The organism is Enterobacter sp. DC4 (genome assembly GCF_000568095.1).
Taxonomy (GTDB): Bacteria; Pseudomonadota; Gammaproteobacteria; order Enterobacterales; family Enterobacteriaceae; genus Enterobacter; species Enterobacter pseudoroggenkampii.
Window position 1 is genome coordinate 13,147 of the sequence record NZ_AZUB01000003.1, and the last position, 14,813, is coordinate 27,959.

The window sequence follows — 14,813 nt, forward strand, 5'->3', positions numbered from 1 at the left end:
AGTCCGGCTAAACCGCAGGTATAAAAAAAGCCGCAACAGTGTGCGGCTTTTCAGATAATTGTGAAGCTTACGCGTAACCGTAGGTCATCAGACGCTGGTAACGGCGGTTGAGCAGATCCTCTTTGCTCAGCACGTCCAGATCCGCCAGGTCAGCCAGCAGCTGCGCTTTCAGAGAAGCCGCCATCACTTCCGGCTTACGATGTGCACCACCCAGCGGTTCCGGGATGATGGAATCGATCAGCTTAAGCTCTTTCAGGCGTGGCGCAATGATGCCCATTGCTTCTGCAGCCAGCGGTGCTTTGTCGGCGCTTTTCCACAGAATGGACGCGCAGCCTTCAGGGGAGATAACGGAATAGGTGCTGTACTGCAGCATATTCACTTTATCGCCCACGCCAATCGCCAGCGCACCGCCGGAACCACCCTCGCCGATAACGGTACAGATGACCGGTACCTTCAGACGAGACATCTCGCGCAGGTTGCGCGCGATGGCTTCAGACTGACCGCGCTCTTCCGCGCCCACGCCAGGATATGCACCCGGGGTATCGATGAAGGTGATGATTGGCATGTTGAAACGCTCAGCCATCTCCATCAGACGCAGGGCTTTACGGTAGCCTTCTGGTGCTGGCATACCAAAGTTACGACGGATTTTTTCTTTGGTTTCACGGCCTTTCTGATGACCAATGATCATCACCGGGCGTCCGTCCAGACGCGCGATACCGCCAACGATAGCTTTATCGTCAGCGTATGCGCGATCGCCTGCCAGTTCGTCAAATTCGTCAAACGCCAGGCGGACATAATCCAGGGTGTACGGACGCTGTGGATGGCGAGCCAGCTGGGCCACCTGCCATGCGCCGAGATCGGCAAAGATTTTGCGCGTCAGCTCTACGCTTTTCTCGCGCAGACGATGCACTTCTTCGTCGATGTTAATATCCAGTTTTTCATCCTGACGGCTTACCGCTGTCAGAGAATCGATTTTCGCTTCCAGCTCAGCAATCGGCTGTTCGAAATCAAGGAAATTCAGACTCATAGTATTCCTGTATTAGTCAAACTCCAGTTCCACCTGCTCCGAACCAATGAGGCCACGGAGATCGTTCAGTAAACGATCGCTCGGAGAGACACGCCACGTTGCACCAAAGCGCAACCGCGCGCGTGCATCCGCCCTCTGATAGTAGAGATGTACTGGAATTGTCCCCGAGCGGTGGGGTTCCAGAGACTGACGGAGTCGGTTTAAAAGCTGGTCATCAATTTGCCTGTCCGTCAGCGAGATAGCAAGCCCGCGAGCATATTTTTCCCGGGCTTCGTCAATGTCCATCACTTCGCGGGCGGTCATTTTAAGCCCCCCACTGAAGTCATCAAAGCTGACCTGTCCGCTGACGATAAGTATGCGGTCTTTTTCCAGCAATTGCTGGTATTTATCCAGCGCGTCGGTGAACAACATCACCTCCAGACGCCCGGAACGGTCATCCAACGTACAGATGCCGATACGATTGCCGCGCTTGGTGACCATAACCCTTGCAGCAATCACGAGCCCCGCAGCCGTGGTGATTTTACCACGTTCTGTCGGATGCATGTCTTTAAGCCTGTGGCCGCCGACATAGCGCTCAATTTCTTTGATGTACTGGTTGATCGGGTGCCCCGTCAGGTACAAGCCTAACGTCTCACGCTCGCCATCCAGTACCACCTGTTCTGGCCACGGCTGGCAGTTGGAGTAAGATTGCTCGATCTGCTCCGGCTCTTCCGCCAGCACCCCGAACATATCCGCCTGACCAATGGCTTCCGCTTTTGCATGCTGATCCGCCGCTTTCAGCGCATCGCCGAGGGAATTCATCAGCGCGGCGCGGTGCGGCCCCAGCCGGTCAAACGCGCCGGACATGATCAGTTTTTCCAGCACGCGACGGTTCAGTTTTTTGGTATCGGTGCGGGCGCAAAGATCGAACAGCTCGCGGAAATACCCGCCGTTGTTACGCGCTTCAATGATCGCCTCGATCGGACCTTCACCCACGCCTTTGATCGCGCCGATCCCGTAAACGATCTCCCCGTCGTCGTTGACGTGGAAGTGGTAGAGCCCCGAGTTAATGTCCGGCGGCAGGATCTTCAGCCCCATGCGCCAGCACTCGTCCACCAGGCCCACCACCTTCTCGGTGTTGTCCATATCGGCCGTCATTACCGCCGCCATAAATTCAGCAGGATAGTGCGCTTTCAGCCACAGCGTTTGGTACGACACCAAAGCATAGGCGGCGGAGTGGGATTTGTTAAATCCGTACCCGGCGAATTTCTCCACCAGGTCAAAGATCTTAATCGCCAGTTCACCATCAACGCCGTTTTTTCTCGCGCCTTCTTCGAAAGTGCCTCGCTGCTTGGCCATCTCTTCCGGCTTTTTCTTACCCATTGCACGACGCAGCATGTCCGCGCCGCCGAGGGTATAGCCGGAAAGCACCTGGGCGATCTGCATAACCTGTTCCTGGTACAGGATGATGCCGTAGGTGGGCTCCAGCACCGGCTTCAGGCTTTCATGCTGCCACTGAACGTCCGGGTAGGAAATCTCTTCGCGCCCGTGCTTACGGTCGATAAAGTTATCTACCATCCCTGACTGCAGCGGGCCCGGACGGAACAGGGCAACCAATGCGATCATATCTTCGAAGCAGTCGGGCTGCAGGCGCTTAATCAGATCTTTCATGCCGCGCGATTCAAGCTGGAAGACGGCGGTGGTCTCCGAGCGCTGCAGCATGTCGAAACTTTTCTTGTCATCCAGCGGGATGGCCGCGATATCCAACGGCGGCTCGCCGTTCTTCTCGCGGCGGGCGTTGATCATCTCCAGCGCCCAGTTGATGATGGTCAACGTACGCAGACCAAGGAAGTCGAACTTCACCAGCCCGGCGTATTCTACGTCGTTCTTATCGAACTGGGTAACCGGGTGCTGACCCGCTTCGTCGCAGTAGAGCGGCGCAAAGTCGGTAATTTTGGTCGGGGCGATAACTACGCCCCCCGCATGCTTACCGGCGTTACGCGTGACGCCTTCCAGCTTGCGCGCCATGTCGATCAGCGCTTTGACTTCTTCGTCCGCTTCGTAGATTTCCGGCAGCTGTGGTTCAGCCTCAAAGGCTTTTGCCAGCGTCATGCCCGGATCGGGCGGTACCAGTTTAGAGATGCGATCGACAAACCCGTACGGGTGGCCCAGCACGCGGCCGACGTCACGGATAACCGCTTTCGCCGCCATCGTACCGAACGTAATAATCTGCGATACCGCATCACGGCCGTACATATCGGCGACGTGCTCGATCACCTGGTCACGTTTCTCCATGCAGAAGTCGACGTCAAAGTCGGGCATGGAAACACGTTCCGGGTTGAGGAAACGTTCGAACAGCAGGTCGAATTCCAGCGGATCGAGGTCGGTAATTTTAAGCGCATAGGCCACAAGCGACCCAGCACCGGAGCCTCGGCCCGGTCCGACCGGTACGCCGTTATCCTTCGACCACTGGATAAACTCCATGACGATCAGGAAGTAGCCCGGGAAGCCCATCTGGTTGATCACCTGGAGTTCAATGTCCAGGCGTTCATCGTACGGCGGCCGCTTCTCTTTGCGAACGGCCTCATCCGGGAACAGGAACTCCAGACGCTCTTCCAGACCTTCTTTTGATTTTGCGACCAGGAAATCTTCCGTGGTCATGTCTCCTGTCGGGAACTGCGGCAGGAAATACTCGCCAAGGCGGACGGTAACGTTACAGCGCTTGGCAATCTCTACGCTGTTTTCCAGCGCTTCCGGGATATCGGAGAAGAGCTCACACATCTCCTCTTCGCTGCGCATGTACTGCTGCGATGAGTAGTTGCGCGGTCGTTTAGGATCGTCCAGCGTGAAGCCATCGTGGATCGCCACGCGAATTTCGTGCGCGTCAAAATCCCCCGGCTCAAGGAACCGCACGTCGTTGGTAGCCACCACGGGCAACCCACGCTCTTCTGCAAGTGCCACAGCGGCATGAAGATAGTTCTCTTCGTCCTGACGGCCGGTGCGGATCAGCTCCAGATAATAACGATCCGGGAAATACTCTTCATAGAACGAGAGGCATTGATCCACCAGCGCGCTATTGCCGCGCAGCAGGCATTTGCCGACATCGCCCATACGGCCACCGGAGATCAGCAGCAGCCCTTCGTTCAGCTCAGCCAGCCAGTCACGGTCGATCCACGGCCCCAGCGCACCGTATCCACGCTGGTAGGCTTTTGAGATAAGCAGAGTGAGGTTTTGATAGCCCGTGTTGTTCATCGCCAGCACGGAGATTTGCGTCATTTCATCGCCGATGAGATCGCTCTGCACGTGAAAATCTGCGCCGACGATAGGCTTCATCCCCGCGCCATGCGCCGTTCCGTAGAACTTCACCAGGCCACACAGGTTGGTAAAATCGGTGATCGCCAGCGCGGGCATGCCAAGGGAGGCCGCCTTTTTTACCAGCGGCCCGGTCTTCGCCAGCCCATCGATCATGGAGTAGTCGCTATGCACCCGCAGGTGTACGAAACGTGGTTCAGCCATCTTCAGATTCCGCGTTACTTAATTGCTTGCGTATTGATTCAGGACACCCGTCCCAGCGCGCGTTTCACCGGGCCAAAGCTGCGCCGGTGATGTTCGGTTGCGCCATGTTCAGCCAGCCTTTCCAGATGGAAAGGTGTGGGATACCCCTTATGCTGGGCGAAACCATACTGAGGGTAAGTGAGGTCCAGCGCGGCCATTTCAGCGTCGCGCGTCACTTTGGCAATAATAGAAGCTGCGCTGATTTCTGCGACCCGGCTATCGCCTTTGACAACCGCCATTGAAGGCATGGGCAATGCGGGACAGCGGTTGCCGTCAATCAGGACATATTCCGGGGAAATTTTCAAACCCGCTACCGCACGCTGCATCGCCAGCATCGTGGCATGCAAAATATTCAGTTCGTCTATTTCATGCGGTTCAGCGCGCCCCAGGCTCCAGGCCAGCGCCTTCTCCTGAATCTCACTAAACAGCGCCAGCCGGCGCTTTTCAGACAATTTTTTTGAGTCGTTCAGCCCGATAATCGGGCGAGCCGGATCGAGGATCACCGCGGCGGTCACCACAGCCCCCACTAACGGACCACGACCCACTTCGTCCACGCCCGCAACAAGGCGAGTGTGAGGATAAACAAATTCCATCATTTTGCTAGCTCCAGCACCGCATCCGCCGCTTGCTCATCAGCATTACAGCGGATCAGTTGATGCAGTTCGCGGAAGGTGTCGTGCATCTGGTGGCTGGTCTTGCCGTTTGCCAGCAGCGGCAGCAGCGCATCGGCAAGCGCCTGCGGCTGGCACTCATCCTGCAATAGCTCTTTCACCAGTTCGCGCCCGGCAAGCAGGTTTGGCAGGGAGACATAATCCGTTTTCACCAGACGTTTTGCCAGCCAGAAGGTGAACGGCTTCATGCGGTAACCGACCACCATCGGGCATTTCGCCAGCATACATTCCAGGGCCGCCGTGCCGGAAGCCAGCAGTGCGGCATCGCTCGCATACATCGCTTCTCGCCCTTTCCCGTCCAGCAGACGGACGTGGAGATCCGGGGCGACTTCCGCTTTGATGCGCTCAAACTGCTCGCGGCGTTTGGCATTCACCAGCGGAACAACCACTTCAAGGTCGGGATAGCTCTGGCGAAGAATTTGCGCTGTTTTGAGGAAATCGGCGCTCAGCATCTCCACTTCTGCACCACGGCTGCCTGGCAGCAGTGCCAGACAATGCACATCATGGGGGATGCCCAGCACGTCGCGCGCCGCGTTTTTATCCGGATCCAATGGCATCGCATCCGCCATGGTATGACCGATAAAACGGCACGGAACATTAAATCTGTCGTAAAACGCTTTTTCGAAAGGCAGAAAAGCCAGCACCAGGTTGGTGGACCGTCCAATTTTGAAAACGCGTTTCTGTCGCCACGCCCAGACGGACGGACTGACGTAGTGAATGGTTTTTATGCCCTGCTTTTTCAGATTCCCTTCGAGGGTAATGTTGAAATCAGGTGCATCGATACCGACAAACACATCGGGTTTGAGTTCGGTAAAACGGCGGGTGAGATCGGCACGAATGTGCAGCAAACGGCGGAGCCGTCCCAGCACCTCAACGATGCCCATCACGGCCAGCTCTTCCATTTCATACCAGGCTTCACAGCCTTCGGCCTGCATCAGCGGGCCAGCAACGCCGACAAAGCGAGCGTTGGGTACACGCGCCTTAAGCGCGCGGATGAGACCTGCACCAAGAATATCGCCGGAGGTTTCTCCGGCGACCAGGGCTATCGTAAGCGGACGACTGTCGACCATTAACGAATCAGACCCCTTGTTGAACGGTCAAAGAATTCCATGAACGCGTTCACTTCCGGGTGCTTATTCGCCAGCTCGGCAATTTCCGGCTTCGCCTCTTCCAGCGTTTTACCGCTACGGTACAGCAGTTTGTACGCGTTGCGGATGGCAGTAATCGCTTCGCGGCTAAAACCACGACGCTTGAGGCCTTCGATGTTCACGCCAAACGGCGTGGCATGGTTGCCCTGCGCAATCACATACGGTGGGACGTCCTGCGCCACACCGGAGCAGCCGCCAACCATCACGTGCGCACCAATGATGCAGAACTGATGGACTGCGGTCATGCCGCCAATAATTGCGAAGTCATCAACCGATACGTGTCCTGCCAGCGTTGCGTTGTTGGCAAGAATACAGCGGTCACCCACGGTACAGTCGTGCGCGATATGCGCATTAACCATAAACAGGTTATCGCTGCCCACCTTCGTCAACCCACCACCCTGTACTGTTCCACGATGAATGGTGACGCTTTCGCGAATACGGTTACGATCGCCAATTTCCAGACGGGTCGACTCACCAGCATATTTCAGATCCTGGTTAACTTCGCCGATGGAGGCGAACTGATAGATCTCGTTATTGCAGCCAATGGTCGTATGACCATTCACGACAACGTGAGATTTCAGTACTGTACCCTCACCAATTTCGACATGGGGTCCAACAATACAAAACGGGCCAATGTGGACGTTAGCACCAATGATGGCACCGGTTTCCACAATCGCGGTAGGATGAATAAAGGCGGATTTATCAATCACGTATCAGGACTCCCGGCTACGAGCACACATCATCGTCGCTTCGCAAACAACTTTGCCGTCAACCAGTGCTACGCCTTTGAAGCGAGTCAGGCCACGACGCGTTTTTTCAAAAGTGACTTCCATGATCATCTGATCACCAGGCACGACAGGGCGCTTAAAGCGCGCTTCATCAATACCCGCGAAGTAATACAGCTCACCTGGCTCCAGTTTACCGACGCTTTTAAACGCCAGAATACCGGTAGCCTGAGCCATCGCTTCCAGAATCAACACACCCGGGAAGATAGGCTTACCAGGGAAGTGCCCCTGGAAGAACGGCTCGTTCACGGAAACATTTTTCACTGCGCGCAGAAAACGACCTTCTTCAAAATCCAGCACGCGGTCTACCAGCAGAAACGGGTAGCGGTGCGGCAGAAGTTCTAAAATCTCTTCAATATGCAGAGTATGAGTGTCAGTAGTCAAAATACTCTTCCTGTCAAAATGTACTGATAACAATAATAACACGGCCTGCCGGTTTATTAGAAAGCCGACAGGCCGGGAAAAATAGCGTTCAACGGATGACGCTTAGTCTTGTTGATCGATCTTACGCTCAAGGGACTTGAGGCGCTTGCTCATATCATCAATGTTCATCACCAGAGCTGCTGTTTTACGCCATACCTTGTTGGGCTGTAGCGGAATGCCTGAGGAATAAACGCCAGGTTCAGTGATAGGACGCATTACCATGCCCATTCCCGTCACGGTCACCTTGTCGCAGATTTCCATATGGCCATTAATCACGCTCGCACCGCCAATCATGCAATAACGGCCAATTTTCAGGCTGCCCGCCATGATGACGCCACCCGCAACCGCGGTATTGTCGCCAATCACAACGTTATGCGCAATCTGGCACTGGTTATCGATGATAACACCATTGCCAATGATCGTGTCGTCAAGCGCGCCACGGTCAATGGTGGTACAGGCGCCGATCTCCACGCGATCGCCAATAATAACGCGACCAAGCTGTGGGATCTTCACCCAGTTACCGCGATCGTTAGCGTAACCAAAGCCATCAGAACCAATCACGGTGCTGGACTGGACGAGGCAGTTTTCGCCAATTTCAACGTCATGATAAACGGACACATTGGCCCACAAACGGGTCCCTGCGCCGATTGTCGTATTTTTCCCAACGAAGCAGCCTGGGCCAATGACGACGTTATCGCCCAGCACAACGCCGGATTCGATAACCGCATTCGCCCCAACGGCGACGTTGTTACCCAGCCTGGCCGTCGCATCAATCGCTGCGCTGGCAGCAATGTTCTGGGCCGGTTGCGGCGTGGTATCAAGAATTTGAGCCATGCGTGCATACGTCAGGTAGGGGTTTTTCACTACCAGCGCGCTTACAGTGGCAAATGGAAGATCGTCCTGCGTCAGTACAACAGCTGACGCCTGGCATTGAGCCAGTTGCTCACGGTACTTAGGGCTTACCATGAAGGTAATCGTGCCAGCTTTAGCAGATTGCATGGACGCAACAGCGGTGATGACGATATCGCCATCACCGTGTAATTCTGCATCCAACTGCTGAGCTAAATCAGCCAGTCGAATTGAAGGCATTACTTATTTAACCTGTTTCAGAACATCAGCAGTGATGTCTTTAACATCTTTGCTGTTGAAAGCGACGGCGTTCGCATCAACAACCAGATCGATGCTCTGATCGGCAGCCACTGCTTTAACAGCGGTCTGAATGCGAGTCACCAGCTTGCCGCGTTCTTCGTTAGAACGACGCTGACGATCCTGCTCGAAAGCCTGCGCTTTCTGAGAGAACGCCTGGCGCTGAGCCATTACGTCTTTTTCCAGCTTGCTGCGGTCGCTTGCCTTCATGGTAGAACCATCACGCTGCAGACGCTGCATTTTGGACTGAAGATCGTTTTCCATACCCTGCAGTTCGCTTGCACGGCCTTTGAATTCGTTTTCCAGAGTCGCAGAAACACCTGTTTTCTGTGCAACCTGCTGGAACAAATTACCCATGTTGACGATTGCAATTTTGTCTGCTGCCTGAGCAGAAGTTGCCATCGCTAAACCGAGACCTGCAGCTAATAACCACTTTTTCACAATTAACTCCTTACCATCCCATTGGCACCAGAAGGTACCGTTCTTTGCGTGGCAAGGCGACCGTGTTACCGATCGCCAGTTGTCAGCGCTACACTGCCAACGCATTCCTTTGCAGCGGATTATTACCAGGTTTTACCAATGTTAAACTGGAATTGCTCCGACTTATCTCCATCATATTTCTTAAACGGCTGGGCGTAAGAGAAGACCAACGGTCCCAGCGGTGACATCCATTGTAATGCGATACCGGCAGACATGCGAATATTGCTCGGATCGCTGTAGTCAGGAATGCCTTCTGCGCGCATCTGGGCAGTATTCTGCCAGTTGGTATCCCATACGGTACCGGCATCCCAGAAGAAGGACGTACGGACCGAGTTCGCATATTTATCGCTGATAAACGGCGTTGGCGTGATGAACTCCAGGCTGGCAACGGCCATGGCGTTACCGCCCACCGCATCATTGGAGCTACAGACTTCCGAAGAGGAAGACTTATCACAGTTATCTTTGTCGTTCCCGCCGTAGTAAACCGCTTTCGGACCAATGTTGTTGGACTGGAAGCCACGAACGGTACTGGAACCACCGGCATAGAAGTTTTCATAGAACGGCAGTTCTTTGCCGCCTAAACCGTCGCCGTAGCCCCAGCGGGTACGACCCAGAACCACCCACTTATGATCGTCATCGATCGGGAAGTAGGACGCGGTATCCAGCGTGACCTTATAGAACTCGTTATCGGAGCCCGGCACGGTCACTTTACCGTTCAGGTTGACGCGAGAACCTTCCGTTGGGAAGTAACCACGGTCGAGACGGTTATAGGTCCAGCCGTAGTTAAAGGTGAAGTCATCCGCCGCGAAGCCATTGTCATTACCATTTTTACTGGTTGACTGGCCGATAGAGTCCAGATAACGCCACATCGCCACCTGCGGTTGCATGTTGGACAGGTCGTTATGCACGTAACCTAAGCCCGCACGCAGGGTGTTGTATTCGTTAACCGGGAAGCCAAGCGTACCGTCCACACCGTAACTCTTGTTGGTGTAAGAAGACAGATCCGCATCGTCTGCTTTAAAGTCGTTATAGAAGATACGACCGCCCAAGCTCACACCGTCTACGGTGAAGTATGGGTTCGTTACAGAGAACTCAGAGTAGGTCTGGTAGTCGTTTTTGGTGCCGTTAATACCGACAGAGTAACCCGTACCCAGCCAGTTATCCTGCTGCACGCCGACCTGGAAGCTAACGCCGCTTTCAGTACCGTAGCCCACACCAAAGTTGAAGCTACCGGTGTTACGCTCTTTCACTTTATAAACGACATCAACCTGATCCGGGCTGCCCGGTACGCGCTGGGTATCGGTATCCACCGTTTCAAAATAGCCCAGACGGTTCAGACGCTCTTTACCCTGATCAACAAGATCGCTACCCAACCATGCGCCTTCCATCTGACGCATTTCGCGACGCAGAACGGAATCTTTGGAGGTGTCGTTACCGACGAAGCGGATCTTACGCACGTAGAAACGGTTGCCCGCGTCAACATTCACATGCAGCTTAACGGTTTTATCCGCGTCATTGATTTCAGGCTGAGTCTGTACGCGCGGATAGGCATAACCATAGCGGCCGAGCAGCTTCTTAATGCTGTCTTCCATTTTGGTTACCTTGGAACCGCTATACAGGTCGCCTGGCTGAATTTTGGTCAGCGATTCGATTTCAGCAGAATGCCCCGCCAGGTTACCACTCACCTCAACCCCCGAAAGCTTGTACTGCTCGCCTTCAGTGATGTTGACCGTGATGTAGATCCCTTTCTTGTCCGGCGTCAGGCTTACCTGAGTCGAGTCGATGTTGAAACGCGCATAGCCACGATCGAGATAGTAGCTGCGCAGAGTTTCAAGGTCGCCCGCCAGTTTCTGTTTCTGGTATTTGCGATCGCCTACCACGTTCCACCATGGCACTTCATCGCGCAGCTGGAAGGTGGAGATCAGTTCGTCGGTGCTGAACGCGTGGTTGCCGACAATGTTGATCTGCTGGATCTTCGCAGAAACACCTTCCTGGAAGACCAGCTTCAGGTCAACACGGTTGCGCGGCAGCGGAGTGACAACCGCTTTCACGCTGGCACTGTATTTACCGACGCTGTAGTAGAAGTCTTCCAGACCTTTTTCAATGTCTGAAAGGGTTGTGCGGTCCAGGGATTCCCCCACACGAACACCGGATGCTTCAAGGTTTTGCTTGAGCATGTCATCTTTCACCGACTTGTTACCGGAGAAAGTGATACTGGCGATCGTTGGACGTTCTTTTACCTGTACCAGCAGCGTATCACCATCGCGCAGGACGCGGACATCCTCAAAGTTGCCGGTGGCAAACAGAGCACGGATGGTGTTACTGATATCATCATCATTAACCGTATCGCCGGGGCGTACAGGCATACTGAGGAGGGCCGCACCAACGGCGACACGCTGGAGGCCTTCGAAATGAATGTCTTTCACTACGAACCCGTCAGCACCGTATACGGTGGCGCTGCTAAACAGCAGCGACGCTATGAGCAACTTTTTCATCGCCATCGTTATTATGCGTTCTTCCTAACACTCTCTTACAACCGAGAGAAATCATTGAAAAGTGCAAGCCCCATTAACAGCACCAGCAAAATCGAGCCAATGCGATAACTAAAGTCTTGAACTCGCTCGGATACCGGTCCGCCTTTTAGCTTTTCAATCGCTAAAAACAGCAGATGACCCCCGTCTAAAACGGGAAGCGGGAACAGGTTGATTATCCCAAGGTTCACGCTAATGAGCGCGAGGAACATGAGATAGTAAATCACCCCGAACTCCGCTGACATCCCAGCCCCCTGGGCAATCGAAATTGGCCCACTGAGGTTGTTCAGTTTCACATCACCGGTTATCAATTTCCCCAACATGTTGACCGTCAGCTTCATCAGTTGCCATGTTTTATCCGTGGCTTCAAGGATGGCGCTGAACGGCCCATACTGGCGTATTGTCTTGTACTCATCTGGCAGCGGGATCACTTTTGGCACAACGCCTGCAAACCCTTCTGCCTTTTTGCCGACCGACTTCGTGTCCGGGATCAGCGTCAGCGAAAGCGGACTGCCTTGCCTTTCAACTTCTAGCGCGAGAGACGTTCCCGGATTATCGCGCACCAGAGTAACAAAGGTCATCCACTCTGTTAATGGTTGACCATCGACTTTAACGATCCTGTCGCCCGCTTGCAAACCCGCTTTGCTCGCCGCCGAATTTGCCTGTACTTCGGCTAATACCGGCTCGATCTGCGCACCGCGTGGACGAATACCCAGCGCAGCGACGGGATCTTCTTTGTCTGGCTCGAAACGCCAGTGACGTAAATCGAGCACTTTGTCCTGACGCGCATCGGAACCAAACGGCGATACGCTGATGGTGGTCTGCGGATCGCCAATTTTGGCAACCAGCTGCAGTCGCACGGCATCCCAATCAGGGGTTTCGATGCCATCAATCGCTTTAAGTTCCATCCCGGATGTAATTTGCGCACTCGCCGCGATGGAGTTGGGAGCAATTTCCCCCACCACCGGACGCACGCCCGGGACGCCGATGATAAACACCAGCCAGTAAGCGAAAATCGCAAAGATGAAGTTGGCTACCGGTCCGGCAGCAATGATGGCGGCGCGTTGTCCAACGGTTTTATTGTTGAAAGCGCTGTGTCGCAGCTCAGGTGCGACAGGCTCGACGCGTTCGTCGAGCATTTTGACGTAGCCGCCCAGCGGGATAAGGGCGATGACAAATTCCGTGCCGTGGCGGTCGGTGCGCGTCCAGAGTGATTTGCCAAAACCGATGGAAAACCGCTCTACGCGCACGCCACAGCGGCGAGCAACCCAGAAATGGCCAAATTCATGCACGGTAATCAGTACACCCAGTGCAACAATGAACGCCGCCAGATTCCAGAGAATGCTCAGCATAAAACCTTCCGTTAAATCGTCCCGAATACCAGTAAAAGCAAACATGCAAACACTGGAACAGCCGCTGTCAGGCTATCAATGCGATCCAGTATACCGCCATGCCCTGGAATCAGGTGTCCGCTGTCCTTAATCCCTGCTTCACGCTTAAACATACTTTCGGTTAAATCACCGAGCACGGAGGCAAGCGCAGCAAAAATCGAGCACACCAGCAGTATTGACGGTGCCACTTCAAGATTCGCCCAGACGCCGTAGCCCCAGGAGATGATCGCTGCCGTAAACAGGCCGCCGATGAATCCTTGCCAGGTTTTACCCGGGGAGACCTTCGGTGCCAGCTTATGTTTGCCAAACAGTTTACCAAACATATAGGCCCCGGAGTCAGCCCCCCAGACCAGAATCATTACATAAAGCAGCCAGATCGCGCCGCTGTAGTGGTTTTCGTCGTAGTGCCAGGCACGCAGCGCAACCATACCCCAGAAAAAAGGAATAATGGTGAGCAAACCAAAAATCAGTCGTAGCACTTTTGAATTACGCCATAATGCCGCGGAACCTGGATAAAAAAGGACCAGCAACAGCGCGGCAACCCACCAGACCAACGATATCCACAAGGAGCCGGCAACCAGGGGCTGATGAATATCATGGTGATATTCAGGCAACGTAAACAGCATTATGGCCAGGATAAAGCCACAAAGTACCGCGAGCCATACTCGCTGAGTGCGCGAGGTAAAGCCGCTAAACTGTCCCCATTCCCACGCGGCGAGCATGCACACCACCAGCGTGACAATAGCGAATCCCACCGGGGGCAGTAAAAACAGCGCCGCAATGACAATGGGTATTAATACAAAAGCGGAAATCAGGCGATACTTCAGCAAAAGCTACCCCCATCAGGCTTTGTCGCCACCAGGCTCGGTGCCGCCGAAACGACGCTCTCGATTGGCAAAGGCATGCAGCGCACCTTCAAAGTCTTGTTCATCAAAATCGGGCCAAAGAACATCCGTAAAGTAAAGTTCGGCATAGGCAATTTGCCATATCAAAAAGTTACTTATGCGATGTTCCCCCCCGGTCCTAATTACCAAATCCACAGGCGCCTGTTCATTCATGCAGATTTGCTTGCTCAGCGCCTCTTCATCAATTTGGTCGGGTCTCAACAGCCCTTCCTGAACCTGTTCGGCCAGATGCCGAACGCCCTGGATAATATCCCAGCGTCCGCCGTAATTCGCCGCAATATTCAGCGTCAGACCGGTATTATTTTCCGTCAGCGCTTCTGCTTTACGAATCCGTTCTTGCAAACGTGAGTTAAAACGACTGGTATCGCCAATGATACGCAGGCGAACGTTGTGGCGGTGCAGGCTTTTTACTTCGCTGTCTAGCGCCCACACAAACAATTCCATCAACGCAGTCACTTCCTGCAAAGGTCGATTCCAGTTTTCACTGCTAAAAGCATAGAGCGTTAACGCATCAATGCCGTTGTTGGCGGCAAAAGAAACGGCGCGACGAACGGATTTCGCCCCCGCTTTATGCCCAAAGGCTCGTATCTTCCCTTGTCTTTTCGCCCAGCGGCCATTGCCATCCATAATGATTGCTACATGACGGCAGCCATGAGCTGGCAAATTTTCGCTTATTGGTTGATTCGCAGACAACATAACGCGTTTTTTGTCCCTGAAAAGGATTTAACGGTACTCAGGAATACTGAAGCCTATACATAAAAAAGCCGTGTCA

At 54.1% G+C, this 14,813-nt stretch carries 12 protein-coding genes; all 12 read right to left on the minus strand.

Features of this window, described 5'->3' with window-relative positions:
- Window positions 1-67 precede the first annotated feature (67 nt).
- Window positions 68-1,027 carry an acetyl-CoA carboxylase carboxyl transferase subunit alpha gene (gene accA / locus P349_RS14695; RefSeq protein WP_008501895.1) on the minus strand — a complete coding sequence of 320 codons (960 nt, stop codon included), beginning with the start codon at window positions 1,025-1,027 and terminating at the stop codon, window positions 68-70.
- 12 nt (window positions 1,028-1,039) lie between these two features.
- The gene (dnaE, locus tag P349_RS14690; RefSeq protein WP_024907529.1) at window positions 1,040-4,522 is read right to left on the minus strand and encodes a DNA polymerase III subunit alpha; all 3,483 of its coding nucleotides are present in this window, start codon (window positions 4,520-4,522) and stop codon (window positions 1,040-1,042) included.
- 38 nt (window positions 4,523-4,560) lie between these two features.
- The gene (gene rnhB, locus P349_RS14685) at window positions 4,561-5,157 is read right to left on the minus strand and encodes a ribonuclease HII (RefSeq protein ID WP_024907528.1); all 597 of its coding nucleotides are present in this window, start codon (window positions 5,155-5,157) and stop codon (window positions 4,561-4,563) included.
- Window positions 5,154-6,302 carry a lipid-A-disaccharide synthase gene (gene lpxB / locus P349_RS14680; protein WP_024907527.1) on the minus strand — a complete coding sequence of 383 codons (1,149 nt, stop codon included), beginning with the start codon at window positions 6,300-6,302 and terminating at the stop codon, window positions 5,154-5,156. The genes rnhB and lpxB overlap by 4 nt, the downstream gene beginning before the upstream one ends.
- On the minus strand, window positions 6,302-7,090 hold the full coding sequence (gene lpxA, locus P349_RS14675; RefSeq protein ID WP_023310462.1) for an acyl-ACP--UDP-N-acetylglucosamine O-acyltransferase: 789 nt from the start codon (window positions 7,088-7,090) through the stop codon (window positions 6,302-6,304). The genes lpxB and lpxA overlap by 1 nt, the downstream gene beginning before the upstream one ends.
- A gap of 3 nt (window positions 7,091-7,093) precedes the next feature.
- Window positions 7,094-7,549 carry a 3-hydroxyacyl-ACP dehydratase FabZ gene (fabZ, locus tag P349_RS14670; protein WP_010426706.1) on the minus strand — a complete coding sequence of 152 codons (456 nt, stop codon included), beginning with the start codon at window positions 7,547-7,549 and terminating at the stop codon, window positions 7,094-7,096.
- A 102-nt stretch (window positions 7,550-7,651) separates the two neighbouring features.
- On the minus strand, window positions 7,652-8,677 hold the full coding sequence (gene lpxD, locus P349_RS14665; protein WP_032649728.1) for a UDP-3-O-(3-hydroxymyristoyl)glucosamine N-acyltransferase: 1,026 nt from the start codon (window positions 8,675-8,677) through the stop codon (window positions 7,652-7,654).
- 3 nt (window positions 8,678-8,680) lie between these two features.
- On the minus strand, window positions 8,681-9,175 hold the full coding sequence (skp, locus tag P349_RS14660; RefSeq protein ID WP_008501902.1) for a molecular chaperone Skp: 495 nt from the start codon (window positions 9,173-9,175) through the stop codon (window positions 8,681-8,683).
- A 122-nt stretch (window positions 9,176-9,297) separates the two neighbouring features.
- On the minus strand, window positions 9,298-11,715 hold the full coding sequence (bamA, locus tag P349_RS14655) for an outer membrane protein assembly factor BamA (RefSeq protein WP_032649730.1): 2,418 nt from the start codon (window positions 11,713-11,715) through the stop codon (window positions 9,298-9,300).
- Between the two features lie 29 nt (window positions 11,716-11,744).
- Window positions 11,745-13,097: a sigma E protease regulator RseP gene (rseP, locus tag P349_RS14650; RefSeq protein ID WP_024907524.1), complete on the minus strand. Its 1,353-nt coding sequence runs from the start codon at window positions 13,095-13,097 to the stop codon at window positions 11,745-11,747.
- An 11-nt stretch (window positions 13,098-13,108) separates the two neighbouring features.
- On the minus strand, window positions 13,109-13,966 hold the full coding sequence (cdsA, locus tag P349_RS14645; protein WP_024907523.1) for a phosphatidate cytidylyltransferase: 858 nt from the start codon (window positions 13,964-13,966) through the stop codon (window positions 13,109-13,111).
- A gap of 12 nt (window positions 13,967-13,978) precedes the next feature.
- Window positions 13,979-14,737, minus strand: coding sequence for a (2E,6E)-farnesyl-diphosphate-specific ditrans,polycis-undecaprenyl-diphosphate synthase (ispU, locus tag P349_RS14640; RefSeq protein WP_024907522.1), 759 nt, complete (start codon window positions 14,735-14,737; stop codon window positions 13,979-13,981).
- Window positions 14,738-14,813: the final 76 nt, after the last annotated feature.